Here is a 14449-nt window from a genome sequence, read left to right as displayed (position 1 = left end):
ACTCCAATCCCTATTTTCAAAGCCTGTCATACGAGGTGGCTATTCTTTTATGCTCTCCGCTCAAATGTGGTACACAACGATTATACATTTTAGAAATTGTCTTTTCACTGAAAACCATAGGTGTAATCCATTCACACGGATGTATTAGTGGCATAAATTAATTTGAGGGGGTGCTTTCTTCAATGAATGGTCAATATTACAATAAAAGAAGGCAACCAAATCAGGCACCTCAAAAGCCGAATAAAGGTAATGAAAAGAAACAAAATCCACTTTCAAATTATACGATGCAGGATTTATTTAAAGGCAAACACTTAGACCTCGTTGCAGCTGCTTTATTGCTTTCAGGTAAATTGGAAGTAGATGCTGTTCAATTGTTTCGCAATTCACCTATCGTATCGGTAACACTCATTGGAAAGTACCTGACAAACGGGAATGAAAAGGCGGATAAATTAGCAGATTTTCTTGAAGAAAATGGTGATATGACGATAGACGATGTTTTTGAAGCGTTTCAAAAAAAAATGGATAAAGGATGATGATAAATGAGCGGTTTTGATGGAGAAAGTTTTGCGAACGCAATCATGCTCGTAGTCCTCATTACGTTACTAATTTATGGCTCTAAACAGCTTGAAGGTTTGACAAGTACAATTTTATAATACGCCGTTAATTACGGAAAGTGTAATCGAACATTATAAAGCATTACACCTCTAACAAAGTAATCGTTTAACTTAGGACGAGGCTGGGACATAACTTAAAGTTTAACGTAAAAGACAAACAATGCTCAACACCAACTCCGGAAAGTGGGAGGAAGGCGTAGTATATTTCCGGAGCGGTCGTATTGTTCGGATTGTCATTTGGTTAACCCTCTTTTGTCCCAGTTTGTTTCCTTTATCGCTAAACATGATTGATACTTGCTACACGTATTATGCAGGATCACAATCATTTTCGTTGCATCTCCGAATGATATGCTTTGTTTGATCAACATCCAATGGGGCATCCTCTTTGGAAACATATTCAATATCGACCACCTGCACTTTAGCTATGTGATTATCCATACCAGCAGGAACAAGTACAAAATCACCAACCTTAATCGTGTCATCATCTGCAATGTAATAATAACGTTTATCCCCATAATGGAACACAACACTACAAAACATATACTCATTTGCCTGGCGTTTTGCCTTGCTATATATAGACCGATTAAAAATATCTCCGTGTTTGTACGCACTTAAAAAATTAGACAGATCTTCTGCAAACTCTGACCAATCTTCTGGGAGTCCATTTTTGTCAAACGAACCTTCGATGACACGCTGTGGATTGTTCTTAAAATCCAGTGTAATGATATATGTCCTTTTTTCATTTGGATCTTCAGCACCAAGAGAGCTCCCCTTAATATCTTCAAATAAGCACTCTGCATCAAGATCATCAAGAAATTCTGACACCCTTCCCTCAACACGGTATTGCTGCGACACAACACAACCAGAATCGATTTGTTGAATGTGCTCTATCGTTTCTGTCTCACGGTCTATAACCACGTGTTCCGAATAGTCCCACGTGACTCGGTCGTCTTCCAACTCATTTATGAGCGCGTACGGCTTTATGTTTGTAGTCTTGTAATAATCCACCGAAATGCGCTCTACCTGATCTGGCTTGTTATTGCCATCAAAAACAAAAAGATTTTCAATGCCCAATGCATCGCGCACCATATCCGATAGATCTATGCCGTCTATTTCATAATCCTCACACAAAGGGCCTCTAAACACAAAATCCTGCCCTGTCGTGTTGGTTATTGTCAGTTCCCATGTACCAATATCTGTAGCAAACATTTCAACAAATTCATCACTGAAAAATCTCGTGAAGGCCGAAAAAATACGATCTGTCGATTGTTGATCCAAAGAACATTGCTTTGTACGGGTGCACTCATATTCATCCAACCCGTTACCTAATTTGAAGCCAGTGAACGACACTTGACCATCGTCTGTAATCGTAAGATGCTGCTCTATTTCAATTTCCATTAAATAATAAGGACCGTAACAACAATTGTTAGATACAATTGATATCGTCTTTGCTTCACCATCAAGACGCAACGAACTGGAAGCGTCTGTTGAATATGCCATCGCAACCCCTCCCTTTCTAAATGAATACAAAGGAATTTCTTCAGCTTTTCAAGTCATCTATCAAAAATGAGTTTAGGTTTCTATGATTCTTTTTCAAATCATAACACTTAACATACTAATTTTAAACTTTTCCTTTCAAATACCCATTCCAACCAATTTAAGTTGCACTCAAATCCGAAAAAACAACGTGGCGGTGAACTAAAAACGTCCACCGCCACGCACAATTAATATATTTATAAAACATCTTAAAAAGAATTTCCCCGCTAGAAGTCAGCCTAGAATTCTCTTCTTTATTAAGCTTGAACGTCCACTAAAATTTTAGCTTGGCTCTTGTCACGGTCTAATAATTTTAGGCCGTCTTCAACAATTTCATCCAACGTAATTTTTTTCGTAATAACCTTCTTCACATCAAGGGCACCTGATGCAATTAATGAAATGACGTCAGGGTAGATGTTGCGATAGCCTAATGTAGACGTAATGTAAGCTTCTTTAAAGGTAAGCTGTAACATATCTACTTTTACAGGCTGTGGGAAAATAGAGAGCACCATAACCTCTCCACCTTTTTTAACAGTAGACAATGCATTCGCAAGTGTCACTTCAACACCAGCAACTTCATACGCAACATCAACGCCACCATTTGATAATTCTAAGATGGTTTGTACTGAATCTGTTTCAGCAGGGTTAATGATATGAGTAGCGCCTACTTCTTTGGCTATTGATAATCTTTCAGGTGACATATCAACTGCATAAATATCTGTAGCACCAGCAGCTTTAGCAGCAATAATTGTTAATAGGCCAATTGGTCCTACGCCAAATACAGCAACCTTATTACCGACTTTTATTTTACTTTGTCGTACCGCGTGTAGCGCTACGGCAGCTGGCTCAACAAGTGCACCTTCTTCAAGGGATACTTCTTCTGGAAGCTTGTGCAGTGTATTTGGTGTTAATACAACATATTCAGCGAAGCCACCATCTGCTTGTAGTCCGATAAATCCTACAGAATTACATTTGTTATAATGATTTTCTTTACAATATTCACATTCACCACAATATATAAGTGGCTCTATTGCAACACGGTCACCAACTGAAAAACCAGAAACGCCTTCTCCGACTTCTTCAATGACACCTGCAAATTCATGTCCTAATGTAAGAGGTGCTTTTTGACCTGAAACTGGATGTGGCTCGTCTACTGGAATACCTTCTCCGTGGTAAGCATGTAAATCACTACCACAAATACCAGCCCAAGCAACTTTTACTTTAACTTTTCCAGATTCAACTGTGGGTTCTTCTGTACTTTCAACACGTACGTCATATTTTCCATACCATACTGCTGCTTTCATTGTACTACATCCCCTTTTGGTGTTCTGCTTTTTTTAGGTATAATTAAATTATTCTATAATACCTTTATACACATTATAATATTTACCTATAGATTACCGAAATTAATATTAGTTATGATACTATAAGTACTACTTAAGTACATGAGGTGAACGAGTGAATATAGAACAGCTTGAGCATATTGTAGAAGTTGCCAAAGGAAAATCCATTACAAAAGCTGCAGAAACGCTCCATATTACACAATCTGGTATTAGCCAGTCCATTTCTGCACTTGAAAATGAATTAGGTATACAGCTATTCAACCGTTCTCGTAACGGCGCGTTACCGACTGAAGATGGAAAGAAAATCATTATTAAAGCTCATGAAATCTTAAACAGTGTTCAAGAGCTTAGAGAGGGCGCGAAAGAGGAACAGAATACAATAACAGGCGAGCTTCGTTTAGTAGGACTGCCAGGTGTCATGGCAACGCTCGTTAAAACAGCCACACAACTAAAAAGAAAGTATCCAAACCTCTCAGTGGACATTAATGAAAAAGGTTCGTTCGAAATCATGGAGGACTATCAGGAAAGACGTATAGATGCCGGTTTTATAGCAATGAGCGACAAACTTCTTCAACAGAGTATCGGCCTCTCTTTTGAGCCCGTGATCAAAGGCAAAATGGTGCTTTGTGTCGGAAGAAAATCACCGCTGGCACAAAAAAAGACCATAACACCACAGGAGCTAAAAAAACAAACCTTTGTCCTGTATAAGGATGATTATGTTAAATCGTTCATCCGTGATTTTTCCAATGTGTTTGGTGACGTTGAAGTTTTATTTTCTACGAACAATGGAGACGCCATTACGATGGCGCTAACTGAAGGTGTGGCCGTTACCATTGGGCATGACTATTCATTTGCCCATCATCCACTTGTCTTATCAGGAGACCTTATTACGTTAGAGGTTGAAAATTTCTCAGATCATCTCGTCTATTTTGGATGGCTTAAACACAGTAATATGCCGTTATCACACATCACGAATGAGGCTATAAAGAAATTCAACCAAGATCTGTTTATGAATTATTTATATTAATCTATAAATTAAAACGCAGCTGGAATGTGTTGAAATGATGACAATTATGTTTTAGTTAACTATTTATAATAAAATTCCCTCACAGCACAATTCTATTCTCCAGTAGAAATTATTATGATTGACCTAGATGATAACAGTTCGAGATGTCCAAGAAATTTGGGCCTACGCATGTTATCCACAGTTCAGATGGTAAGGCCATTGAAAAAATTCAACCAGAAAAACTCATTACGCATCGATTTTATTTTGATGATATGTTAGAAGCATTTAATGTATTTGAATGATCAGCTAAAACAAAAGCGCTAAAATTAATTATTTCAAAAGCATATTGACAAAGCAGTCAATGTTGGCTGTGCGCTTGAAAAACTTAGAAAACGCCTAAAAGATAAGTACAGTCACAGACTGTCGAATCCCCTCTGCTACAGTCTGTGTTTTTGTTGCACGTTTAGACTTATTACTCAATTTTCCTTAACCTTTCGATTAAAGATTTTTTACTTAAAACCTTAGAAATAACCGCTGATATTGCTAAGGTACCGAGCAGCACAAATAGGCAATAACCAAGCAAATAGGTCAACGGAAACTGATACACCAAAAAGCTAACCCCGTTCCATTTTGCAAATTTCACAAGTGCATATCCCATCAAAGTACCGATAGTAACTGTTACGATTAGGTTAACTGCTGCAAAGTACATCCCTTCTCCTATAATCATAATTTTTATTTGCCTATTACTTGCACCAATTGCACCAAGGCAGGCAAACTCTCTTTTCCGTGCCATTGTGTTAGATATCAAAGTATTGAGTAGATTAATGATACTAAAAGCTATGACAAATAATGCTGCCCCCATGAAGGTAAAATATATCACACTGTATAGTTGCTTATCATTCTCCATTTCACTTTTGAGCGTAGATAAGGTAACAAGGGGATTATTTGCTGTGAATGATAGAATTTCTTTTTCAATTCTTTCTTCTGTGTTCCAATAGTCCTCCGTAGAAACAATAATTCGCGTGTTTAAATTAAATTTAGGCGTCATCATTGTGTCAAGCAATCCCTGTGGCATCATAAACCACCCTGCGTTATGAGCAAGCCTAAACATCTCTTGGTTCCTGTATAAAGTAGTGCTCGGCTGCAATATTCCCGCGATTGTAAAGACGTCCTCTACTTCATTTTCGCCATTATACCACTTTAAGCTCACAGTATCTCCAACTTTGAAATCCCAACCGAAAATTTCCTTTGCAATTTCGTTATGCGCGATAATGATTTCTTTATTTTCAATCATTTTTTCGTAGTCAATGCTACCTGCCTTCAAATACTGAGACATCAGACCTGCATCATCTTTAGTAAATGGAGCAGCTACATCCTTTTTGGTCACATCATTATAAGTGTAATTCACTGATAATGTCTGCATAGCAATAACTTTTTTTACACCGTCAACTGCCTGCAAATTTTCAATAAGAGTGTCGTTCAAAGGATTATTTGCCTTAATACCCATGTCTCCATAATCATTCACTTTTGCAGCATTTGAAGAAATATTGATCGTATATTCACCAAATTTAAACCAAGATTCCCGAGAAAATTCTTCTGCATTCATCGAATCCACATAACTGCTTGCAGACATAAATACAATACCTGCAAGGCTTAACGAAATGATCGTCATCATTGATTTTTTGCGATTGCCTTTAGTAGAAATCATACTCAAAGATAGTGGTGACAATTTTCTTTGTAGATTCTTCGTTTGTTTTTTCTTATTCTTTACTTCATAACCGCTCATTCTTGTAGCTTCAATTGGTGAGATACTTGCTGCAAGCTTTGCCGGCTTTGCAATAGACACCTGCACCGTGATAAAGTTCGCAGCGAAAATAGCTATTGCATAGAGTGCAAAAACATCAAGGCTAAAACCTTGTGGCTTCATTGAAAATGCAAACACCGCACCGATGATAATACCTATTACACTCCCTATTAACGAGAGAACCGCACCTTCTTTTCTCACCATTCTTTTCACTTGCTTTTTAGTCATACCAATTGTCCTAAGCTGACCAAATTGTCTAGTTCTTTCCGAAATAGAGATATAAAATATACTATAGATAACCAAAACACTAACAAGTAAAATAGCAAAAGCTAACAACGCAATCATGATAACTTCTGTATAATTATAAGTAAGACTTCTTAGAAAAGCATTGTTTTCGTTTATATTCTTGCGGTCTATACCGCAACCTGCACCTATTCCACGAATAACTGATAAAAATTCCTCGCTTCCCATTTTCTCAGCACCCTCAATTTGGGCTGAAAGGTCAAATGGAACATCTTTTAACTGACTTCCACTTAAAGCATACTCTCTTGAAAAATAAACAGGAAACACATCAGTTGTTTCTGCAGTTAATAGACCAGACACAGTATAGTCCTCGGTTGTTCCGTCAAGATAAGTAATGGACATACTTTGCCCTACTCTTGGCTTAATGCCCATTTGAACAAGCATTTGATCATATACCAACACTTCATTTATTTGCTCTGGATATCTTCCCTCAGCAATATCGACTGTTATAAAAGGAGAATCATTTTGTTCTATATAATATGGCGTAATAATATAATCCTCTTGTTCAAAGCTTTGTCCTCTTTTAATGTCCTTTTCAAATGAAATTTGAGAGTGACTCTTTAAAGCTGATATCTGCTTATCATTTACATTATGGTAAATGACATGCTGCCTTGTGGAAAGCTCCTTTCGCTCTGTTTCTTCTATTGCTGAAGATAGAAAGGCAAGGCCAGCAATTAAGCTTACGGATAAAACAATCGTAATAATCGTAAACAAATTACGCATTTTATATTGTTTCAAACTACTTTTCACTAAATAATTTATAGCCTTTTTACTGTTTACCTTAAGCATTGCTGACACCACCTACAATCTGCCCATCCTCAATTCTAACGACCCTATCTGCAAGTTGAGATATTTCTTCGTTATGAGTAATCATAACAATCGTTTGCTTAAACTTTTCACTTGTTACTTTTAACAGACTTAATACATCTTGACTCGTTTTGCTATCAAGATTTCCCGTTGGTTCATCTGCAAGAATAATCGCTGGCTTTGATGCCAACGCCCTAGCAATTGCAACACGTTGTTGTTGTCCACCCGATAGATTATTCGGCATATTTCGCAACTTACTTTTAAGCCCTAACGTATGAATAATATTATCCACATAGTCTTTATCTGGCGTATTTCCATCAAGACCAATTGGCAAAACAATATTTTCATAAACATTTAAGGTAGGTACAAGATTATAGTTTTGAAAAACAAATCCAATTTTGCGCCGACGAAAAATAGTAAGTTCTTCATCCTTCAATGTAAAAATCTCTTTTCCACCTACAATAACGTCACCACTTGTAGGACGATCAAGTCCACCAAGCATATGCAATAAGGTAGATTTACCACTTCCAGATGTACCCACAATTGATACGAATTCGCCATTCTCCACTTTTAAATTAACACCATCTAAAGCATGAACAGTAGAATCGCCACTACCATATATTTTTTTTAAGCTCCTTGTTTCAAGAATAATCATAATTAGTCACCTCCATAAAAAAAATCTGTATCGTAGCTCTACAATACAGATTATAAACCATAAATCTTTCTACAATCTTTCGAGAGAGGGGACAAATCTAACGGTTTTGAAAGATTTCATCCTTCCATTGGTAAAAACACAGAAAAAGTAGAGCCTCGGTTTAATTCTGACCTCACCTTAATATAGCCCCCCTCTGCTGCAATAATTTCCCTTGCAAGGTATAGCCCTATTCCTACACCATCTTCATTACTGACTGCCTGTGATCGATAAAAACGCGAGAATATTTTTGTGGTTTCTTCTTCGCTGATGCCAATTCCTGTATCAGTCACATCAATGCGACAAAAAAGTTGATATGCAGTAACAACTATATCAACCTTCCCACCCACCTTAGAATATTTTACTGCGTTATCAACTATATTATATAGCGCTTCAGCCGTCCATTTCGGATCAAAGAAAGCCTGTATGTTTTCTCCCTTTTGAGATAATGTAATCTGTTTATCGCTCGCTTTTGGTTTTATCTGATTGATTACATTTTCCAAAAGATTATTTATACTAAAACGTATAGGCGTTACAGCAATTATTCCAGTTTCTAGTCTTGATGTTTTTACTAGAGAAGAAATTAGGAAATTTAATTTTCCGGCTTGCTGTGTCAATGCAGCAACACAATTTTTGTCTTGTTCGGATAAGTCACTTTCTGCAAGTAGCTGTGTATAAAGCAGTATATTTGAAAGAGGTGTCTTTGTTTGATGAGAAATATCAGAGATTAACTCGTTGATTTTAAACTTCTCTTCCTTCAATTTTTCTTTAGTAGTGCTGTTCATAGCAAGATAGTTAGATAATTTTGTCTCCAATGCTGACATTTTAGTTTCATCAAAGCCATTTTCTATTGGCCTTCCTTCTATCGCATTATCAACCATTTGATTTAATCGTTCCATGACCTTGTTTACTCTAAATAGGCTCATTCTTACGTCACCACCCATGCATAACCAATTCCATAAACAGTTTTGATATATTGTGGCTTTGAAGGGATGTCCTCCAATTTGTTACGTAATCTTTTAATGGAAACAGATAATGCATTTTCATCTACATACTCTGCACCATCTGTCCAAATTCGGTCAATTAAAGTACTACGATCCAAGGTAACACCCTTATTCTCAACTAATATACGCAACAATTTTTGCTCGGTTTTACTTAATTCTATGGCTGTGGCATTTTTATGAAATTCCATTTTATCAAAGTCAAACTGGAAAGCATCTTGGATAAAAGTATTCTCTTTGGCATTAGCATTAGAACGCTTTCGAAGTTGGGTGTTTACCCTTGCACGAAGTATGGCAAGGCTAAAAGGTTTTGTGATATAATCATCTGCCCCCATTTCAAGACCGGCTACAATATCTACTTCCATATCATTTGCCGTTAACATAATGACAGGCGTATCACTTACTTTTTTCACTTCACAAAGCAAGTCCATGCCATTACCATCAGGTAAATTTATATCGAAAATCATTAAATCAAATGTATTGTAACTTAATTTAGTTTTAGAAGATTTTATGTCATAACACTGAATGATTTCTACACTATTAGTTTGCAAAGCAAGAGCAATTCCATTTGATAACGCTTTGTCATCTTCAACTAATAAAATTTTATACAAGAACTCACCTTCTTCCCTAAACACTATTTTGATAAAACATCCATCTTACTAACTCAACCTATTTCTAGTCCGTAACCTGAACTATCCAGATAGCCCGTGTTGAAAACCATACCGACCTAGATATCCACGCTACCAACACCACAAGCGTTGTGTACTTTTAACAGGCAAATAAAAAAATAAAGAGACGAAAAATTTAACGGCTCTTTATTTATGTTACCACCCATTATGAAAATAATCTTCTTTATTTGGAGAAATCGACCTAAAACGGTATTCATTGTAAATATCTTCATCCAAAATATTTTACTTACCGGCAAAATCATATCCACAGAACGATCTAATTTCAATAAACAGAGTATAACACTAGACAACAGTTACCGACTGTTATATACTGTTAACGAACGGAGGGGATATAAAAATTGAGGATTATTATTAACAGCTCATTGATGGTTCCCATTTACGAGCAAATTGTAGATCAAATCAAAACTTTAATACGTAATGGCGAGCTGAAAGAAAATGATAATTTACCGTCTGTTCGTACTTTGTCAAAAGAACTCAAAGTTAGTGCTCTAACTGTTAAGAAAGCATACGATAATTTGGAATCTGAAGGCTTTACCATAACGGTTCATGGCAAAGGAACGTATGTAGCAGCGACAAACACAGAGCTTTTATTGGAGGAACAAAAAAAAGAAGTGGAAGCTGATTTGGAAATGGCTATTCAAAAGGGCAGACGTTGTGGGATAAGTGATGAAGACATTAAGAGTTTATTTGAATTGATTTTGGAGGGTTGATATATGTTAAAGATTGAACATTTAAAAAAGAACTATGATGCTTTCTCATTAGACTGTTCGTTAGAAATCATGCAAGGTCGTGTAACAGGTCTAATCGGACAAAACGGTTCAGGTAAGAGTACAACATTCAAGGCAATCTTAGGCTTGATTACTAGTGATGGTGGAACAGTCCGTATACTAGGAAAGGATATTCAAGCGTTCAAGACAGAAGATAAGCAGGATTTGGGAATTGTTTTATCAGATTCTGGATTTAGTGGATATTTGACTATTAATGATATGATTCCTATTTTGGATAATCTTTATAAAGCATTTGATAAACCATTTTTTATGGAACAGATACAGAGGTTTGGTTTGCCACGAAATAAAAAAACTAAAGATTTTTCAACAGGTATGAAAGCAAAATTAAAAATTTTGATAGCCATCTCGCACAATGCTAAATTACTAATATTAGATGAACCAACCGCAGGGCTCGATGTGATTGCCAGAGATGAATTATTAGAAATGTTAAGAGATTTTATGGAAAAAGATGAGGAACGTTCTATTTTAATTAGTTCTCATATCTCCAGCGATTTGGAAACTTTATGCGATGACCTTTATATGATACATGAAGGAAAAATCATCATGCACGAAGATACAGACGTTCTACTAAGCGACTACGCTTTGTTAAAAGTAGATCAGAAACAATATGCCGATATTGATAAACAATATATCTTACGTTACAAGAAAGAAAGTTACGGTTATAGTTGTTTGACAAATCAGAAGCAATATTATATAGAAAACCACCCGCAAATCGCAATTGAAAAAGGGACGATTGATGAAGTCATTACAATGATGATTAGAGGTGTCGAATTATGAAAGGACTATTAATTAAAGATTTCAAACTCATGAAAGCTCAAAAGCATTTCTATCTGCTCATTGTTGCGATAGCAGTTGGAATGGCTGTATTCACAGAAGTCTCCTCATTTATCATTGGGTATATGGCATTTATAGGTTCATTATTCACATTAAGTACGATCAGTTATGATGAATTTGATAATGGGAACGCCTTTATATTCTCATTACCAATTAACCGAAAATGCTATGTCAAAGAAAAGTACGGATTTGGTCTTATCGTTGGTGGAAGTTCGTGGTTACTTGGAACGATTATTGTTTTGGGTGCAGGACTAACAAGAGATCATAATTTAATACTTGATACTTTAATGACTGCACTTATGGTTTTGCCAGCAATGTTAATGATATTAGCGTTTATGCTTCCTTTTCAATTAAAATTTGGTGGAGAAAAGAGCCGAATAGGTATTATGGGCGCTTTAGGTTTAATGTTTATTATCGGCGTCCTTATCGTTAAAATTGCAAAGTCATTCAGTTTTGATTTGGTTTCAATGTTAAATAATTTATCAACAATGAGCATCGGAATGTTAAATATGGGAGCAATCGTTATTGCAGTTGTAGCTCTACTACTCTCTTATAAAATTAGTGTGTCGATTATGAACAAGAAAGAATTTTAACTACTTAGCGAGTAGAAAGCACGGTATATGGATTTTCCAGTTATTATACTAGGTGCTGATTCCAGGCGTTGGTCTTACAATCAGAAATAAGCCATCAAACAATATCGCAAAAATAAAGAGAAAACATCCCGCCTGCGTATTAAAATTGGGACGTGTAATAGAGAGTGTAATATTAACTATGTAAGTGAGAGAGCGTACGACTCTTACTTCGCAGTTAATAGTACACTCCGATACACGTAATTATAATTAGAAGGTGGAATAACAGCAGTTTTACCTTCTAAGTTGACATTCCAACACACATCATAGTTTGCATTAGTTGCAGACTGTGGTGCATAACAGAGATCACAAATTGGATTTTTATTGCCATTTAAACCCCTTATATTCCAATTTTATTCATTTTGTTTCTCCCAATTCCATAACTTAACTTCACCTAATTGTTCACCTTGAACAAATGGGGCATCTTTTAACTTTAACAATTCTTTTACAGGACCTGTTACAACGGCTCCATATACAATAAAACCCTCGCCTTCTAAGTATTGATATTTTTCTTTCAAGTGCCCCAAACCTAAAAATTTCTCATAATAACTATTAGGTTTATTTAGGAGTTCTTTCATATTTTTTAACATTAATTGTTTACTTTCCTTTAACGACCCTTCATCCAACCAATTGATCCGTAAAGATTGATGATAATTTTCGTCATGATCAATTCCACCTGTTAGACCAATTACATCTGAAACCATGATCAAATTACTACCTTCACTCCAATCGTTTGGATTAAAATTTACAAATTCCCCAGTAAATAAAGGCATCCATAATATATGAATATCGTATTCATGTAAATTTTCAATTAGTTTTTCTGATTTCATAAAACTTGTAGTTGAAAAAGCTAACTCTCCTACCGTTCCACCAGGTAACATCTCTAATGATTCCCATACATGAGGTGAGGTATTAGCTTCCAGTTTCCTATTTGTTTGTGGATCTTCAGGTAGCGAGAAGGAAAATTCGCTTAATTGCTGTAAACCAGGGTGGGAGTAGTTAATATTTGAAAGACCACTGAACAGTCTCTTTGTTACTTGTGCTTCACCAATCACAACATCCTCACTACCTACTTTTTTAAGTAAGTTATAGGACAATCTTTTTGTTCCAAAAACAGTCATTGCTTCTTCCTTAATATCGAAATCACCCCGAACATTTGGGACAGTCCACTCAAGTGCAAGACTTGAATAATACATATTTTCCTTTCCAACGGCAAGTTTGTCTGCAACGACATTCGTAATCATCATGTATAAAGCATAAATAACTAATACCATTAACAATGTTCGTAAAATCCGAAACGATAAGGTGAACTTTGATTTTTTTAATATTCTCTTTTCCAATTCTTTATTCCATTCCGTCATAATACCACCCTTTCTTTTCAGCAAGGCTCGATAACCGCTTTCTAGCTCGATGAAGTTTCACTTTCACTTGCCCTTCTGTTAATTGCAATGTCTCCATTATTTCTTTATAGCTAAATTCCTCATACTCACGCAAGTAAATGATCGACCTATATTGTTCAGGCAAAAAAAACAATAAATCTTCAAGTTGTTGCTGCGTTTCTTGCATTAAAAGGGAATCTTCAGGAATCCCATACCGACTAATCATATCTTCTTTGGACGAAAATACTGATAAGAGGGGAATTGTCTTCCTCCGTTTTTGCTTTCGCCATTCATCTAAATAGGCATTACGTGCTACTTTAAAAAGCCAAGCACGAGCCTCTTCTCCTTCATATTTATTAAGATGAACAGTAGCACGAACGAACGTCTCTTGTGTTAAATCCTCTGCGAGTTGTTTCGAGCCACTTAATCTTAATAAATAAAAATAGAGGGTCTTTGCATACTGTTTATATAGTTTTTCTAATTTTAGTTGATTTCGCATTTGACCCCCCCTCATTACTTTTACATTATTTACACGTTTTACCGATAAATATGTTACAGTATTTTTTGAAGTTTTATCTTTCAAAGGAATTATTACTGCTTACAAAAAAACAAAGAACCACCTTTTTATTAGGTAAGGTCAGAAAAAGTATGTCATATGACGATTCTATACTTTTCCCTTACCATTTCGTTGCTCTCGCTACTGACTGCTACTCTTATTTAATTGTACCAAGACAATTAGTAGTTTTGTTAGATTTGACAAGAACCCCAGTTAAAGGTTTTTTCTTCTTCGTTTGTAACCTAACTCTATAAGAGGGTTTCATTTGGAATACTTTTTGATGCTTCAAAGTTTGAATGATTTTTTTCAACAAACTTGGGAACCTGATGTGATTTTGGGTGGAAAGATTTTTTTGGAATGAGAACTGGGGATATTCCGATGCTTTCAAGATTTCGATAGGTGGACTTTGACATGTGTTTCTTCGGTGTATCAATACTGCCTTCTCTCTAACAAAGAATTAATAAGACAT

13 protein-coding genes are annotated in these 14449 nt (G+C 35.9%); 5 read left to right on the top strand and 8 right to left on the bottom strand.

What is annotated here, in order from left to right:
* Positions 1-182 precede the first annotated feature (182 nt).
* Positions 183-533: a hypothetical protein gene (locus HPC67_RS11365; protein WP_246570009.1), complete on the top strand. Its 351-nt coding sequence runs from the start codon at positions 183-185 to the stop codon at positions 531-533.
* Between the two features lie 387 nt (positions 534-920).
* Here HPC67_RS11365 and HPC67_RS11360 read toward each other — a convergent pair whose 3' ends face one another.
* Together HPC67_RS11360 and HPC67_RS11355 are read right to left on the bottom strand one after the other, a co-directional pair.
* A complete protein-coding gene (locus tag HPC67_RS11360) occupies positions 921-2114 on the bottom strand; it encodes a hypothetical protein (protein WP_217587963.1) in 1194 nt (397 codons plus the stop codon).
* Positions 2115-2407: 293 nt separating this feature from the next.
* On the bottom strand, positions 2408-3454 hold the full coding sequence (locus tag HPC67_RS11355) for a 2,3-butanediol dehydrogenase (RefSeq protein WP_217587962.1): 1047 nt from the start codon (positions 3452-3454) through the stop codon (positions 2408-2410).
* A 154-nt stretch (positions 3455-3608) separates the two neighbouring features.
* Here HPC67_RS11355 and HPC67_RS11350 point away from each other — a divergent pair, with 154 nt between their 5' ends.
* Positions 3609-4520 carry a LysR family transcriptional regulator gene (locus tag HPC67_RS11350; RefSeq protein ID WP_217587961.1) on the top strand — a complete coding sequence of 304 codons (912 nt, stop codon included), beginning with the start codon at positions 3609-3611 and terminating at the stop codon, positions 4518-4520.
* 451 nt (positions 4521-4971) lie between these two features.
* On the opposite strand, the gene HPC67_RS11345 is transcribed toward HPC67_RS11350, so the two are convergent.
* From HPC67_RS11345 to HPC67_RS11330, 4 genes are all read right to left on the bottom strand, one after another.
* Positions 4972-7395, bottom strand: a complete 2424-nt coding sequence (locus HPC67_RS11345) for an ABC transporter permease (protein ID WP_217587960.1) — start codon at positions 7393-7395, stop codon at positions 4972-4974.
* The gene (locus HPC67_RS11340; RefSeq protein ID WP_217587959.1) at positions 7388-8068 is read right to left on the bottom strand and encodes an ABC transporter ATP-binding protein; all 681 of its coding nucleotides are present in this window, start codon (positions 8066-8068) and stop codon (positions 7388-7390) included. Before HPC67_RS11340 ends, HPC67_RS11345 begins: the two co-directional genes overlap by 8 nt.
* A 116-nt stretch (positions 8069-8184) precedes the next feature.
* Positions 8185-9003 (bottom strand): sensor histidine kinase, encoded by an 819-nt coding sequence (locus HPC67_RS11335; RefSeq protein ID WP_217587957.1) that lies wholly within the window; start codon positions 9001-9003, stop codon positions 8185-8187.
* 29 nt (positions 9004-9032) lie between these two features.
* Complete coding sequence (locus HPC67_RS11330; RefSeq protein ID WP_217587955.1) at positions 9033-9716, bottom strand: response regulator transcription factor; 684 nt, start codon at positions 9714-9716, stop codon at positions 9033-9035.
* 416 nt (positions 9717-10132) lie between these two features.
* On the opposite strand from HPC67_RS11330, the gene HPC67_RS11325 reads away from it, so the two are divergent.
* Genes HPC67_RS11325 through HPC67_RS11315 form a run of 3 tightly spaced genes read left to right on the top strand, consistent with a single transcriptional unit; the run spans position 10133 to position 12009 of the window.
* Positions 10133-10504 carry a GntR family transcriptional regulator gene (locus HPC67_RS11325; protein ID WP_217587953.1) on the top strand — a complete coding sequence of 124 codons (372 nt, stop codon included), beginning with the start codon at positions 10133-10135 and terminating at the stop codon, positions 10502-10504.
* Between the two features lie 3 nt (positions 10505-10507).
* Entirely contained in the window at positions 10508-11359 is an 852-nt protein-coding gene (locus HPC67_RS11320; RefSeq protein WP_217587949.1) for an ATP-binding cassette domain-containing protein, read from the top strand.
* A complete protein-coding gene (locus HPC67_RS11315; RefSeq protein ID WP_217587946.1) occupies positions 11356-12009 on the top strand; it encodes an ABC-2 transporter permease in 654 nt (217 codons plus the stop codon). Before HPC67_RS11320 ends, HPC67_RS11315 begins: the two co-directional genes overlap by 4 nt.
* A 389-nt stretch (positions 12010-12398) precedes the next feature.
* On the opposite strand, the gene HPC67_RS11310 is transcribed toward HPC67_RS11315, so the two are convergent.
* On the bottom strand, positions 12399-13406 hold the full coding sequence (locus HPC67_RS11310) for an anti-sigma factor (RefSeq protein WP_217587945.1): 1008 nt from the start codon (positions 13404-13406) through the stop codon (positions 12399-12401).
* On the bottom strand, positions 13390-13923 hold the full coding sequence (locus HPC67_RS11305) for a sigma-70 family RNA polymerase sigma factor (RefSeq protein ID WP_217587941.1): 534 nt from the start codon (positions 13921-13923) through the stop codon (positions 13390-13392). Before HPC67_RS11305 ends, HPC67_RS11310 begins: the two co-directional genes overlap by 17 nt.
* Between the last annotated feature and the right edge of the window lie 526 nt (positions 13924-14449).

Origin of the sequence: Lentibacillus saliphilus (assembly GCF_019093865.1) — a bacterium.
GTDB classification, from domain to species: Bacteria; Bacillota; Bacilli; order Bacillales; family Amphibacillaceae; genus Lentibacillus_B; species Lentibacillus_B saliphilus.
Note: the sequence above shows the minus strand (reverse complement) of the source record. Positions and strands in the feature narration are given on the sequence as shown.

Coding starts and splice junctions, on each gene's coding strand:
- HPC67_RS11360 (WP_217587963.1), bottom strand. CDS start 2,114: ATGGCATATTCAACAGACGCTTCCAGTTCGTTGCGTCTTGATGGTGAA.
- HPC67_RS11305 (WP_217587941.1), bottom strand. CDS start 13,923: ATGCGAAATCAACTAAAATTAGAAAAACTATATAAACAGTATGCAAAG.
- HPC67_RS11320 (WP_217587949.1), top strand. CDS start 10,508: ATGTTAAAGATTGAACATTTAAAAAAGAACTATGATGCTTTCTCATTA.
- HPC67_RS11340 (WP_217587959.1), bottom strand. CDS start 8,068: ATGATTATTCTTGAAACAAGGAGCTTAAAAAAAATATATGGTAGTGGC.
- HPC67_RS11345 (WP_217587960.1), bottom strand. CDS start 7,395: ATGCTTAAGGTAAACAGTAAAAAGGCTATAAATTATTTAGTGAAAAGT.
- HPC67_RS11310 (WP_217587945.1), bottom strand. CDS start 13,406: ATGACGGAATGGAATAAAGAATTGGAAAAGAGAATATTAAAAAAATCA.
- HPC67_RS11355 (WP_217587962.1), bottom strand. CDS start 3,454: ATGAAAGCAGCAGTATGGTATGGAAAATATGACGTACGTGTTGAAAGT.
- HPC67_RS11335 (WP_217587957.1), bottom strand. CDS start 9,003: ATGGAACGATTAAATCAAATGGTTGATAATGCGATAGAAGGAAGGCCA.
- HPC67_RS11365 (WP_246570009.1), top strand. CDS start 183: ATGAATGGTCAATATTACAATAAAAGAAGGCAACCAAATCAGGCACCT.
- HPC67_RS11315 (WP_217587946.1), top strand. CDS start 11,356: ATGAAAGGACTATTAATTAAAGATTTCAAACTCATGAAAGCTCAAAAG.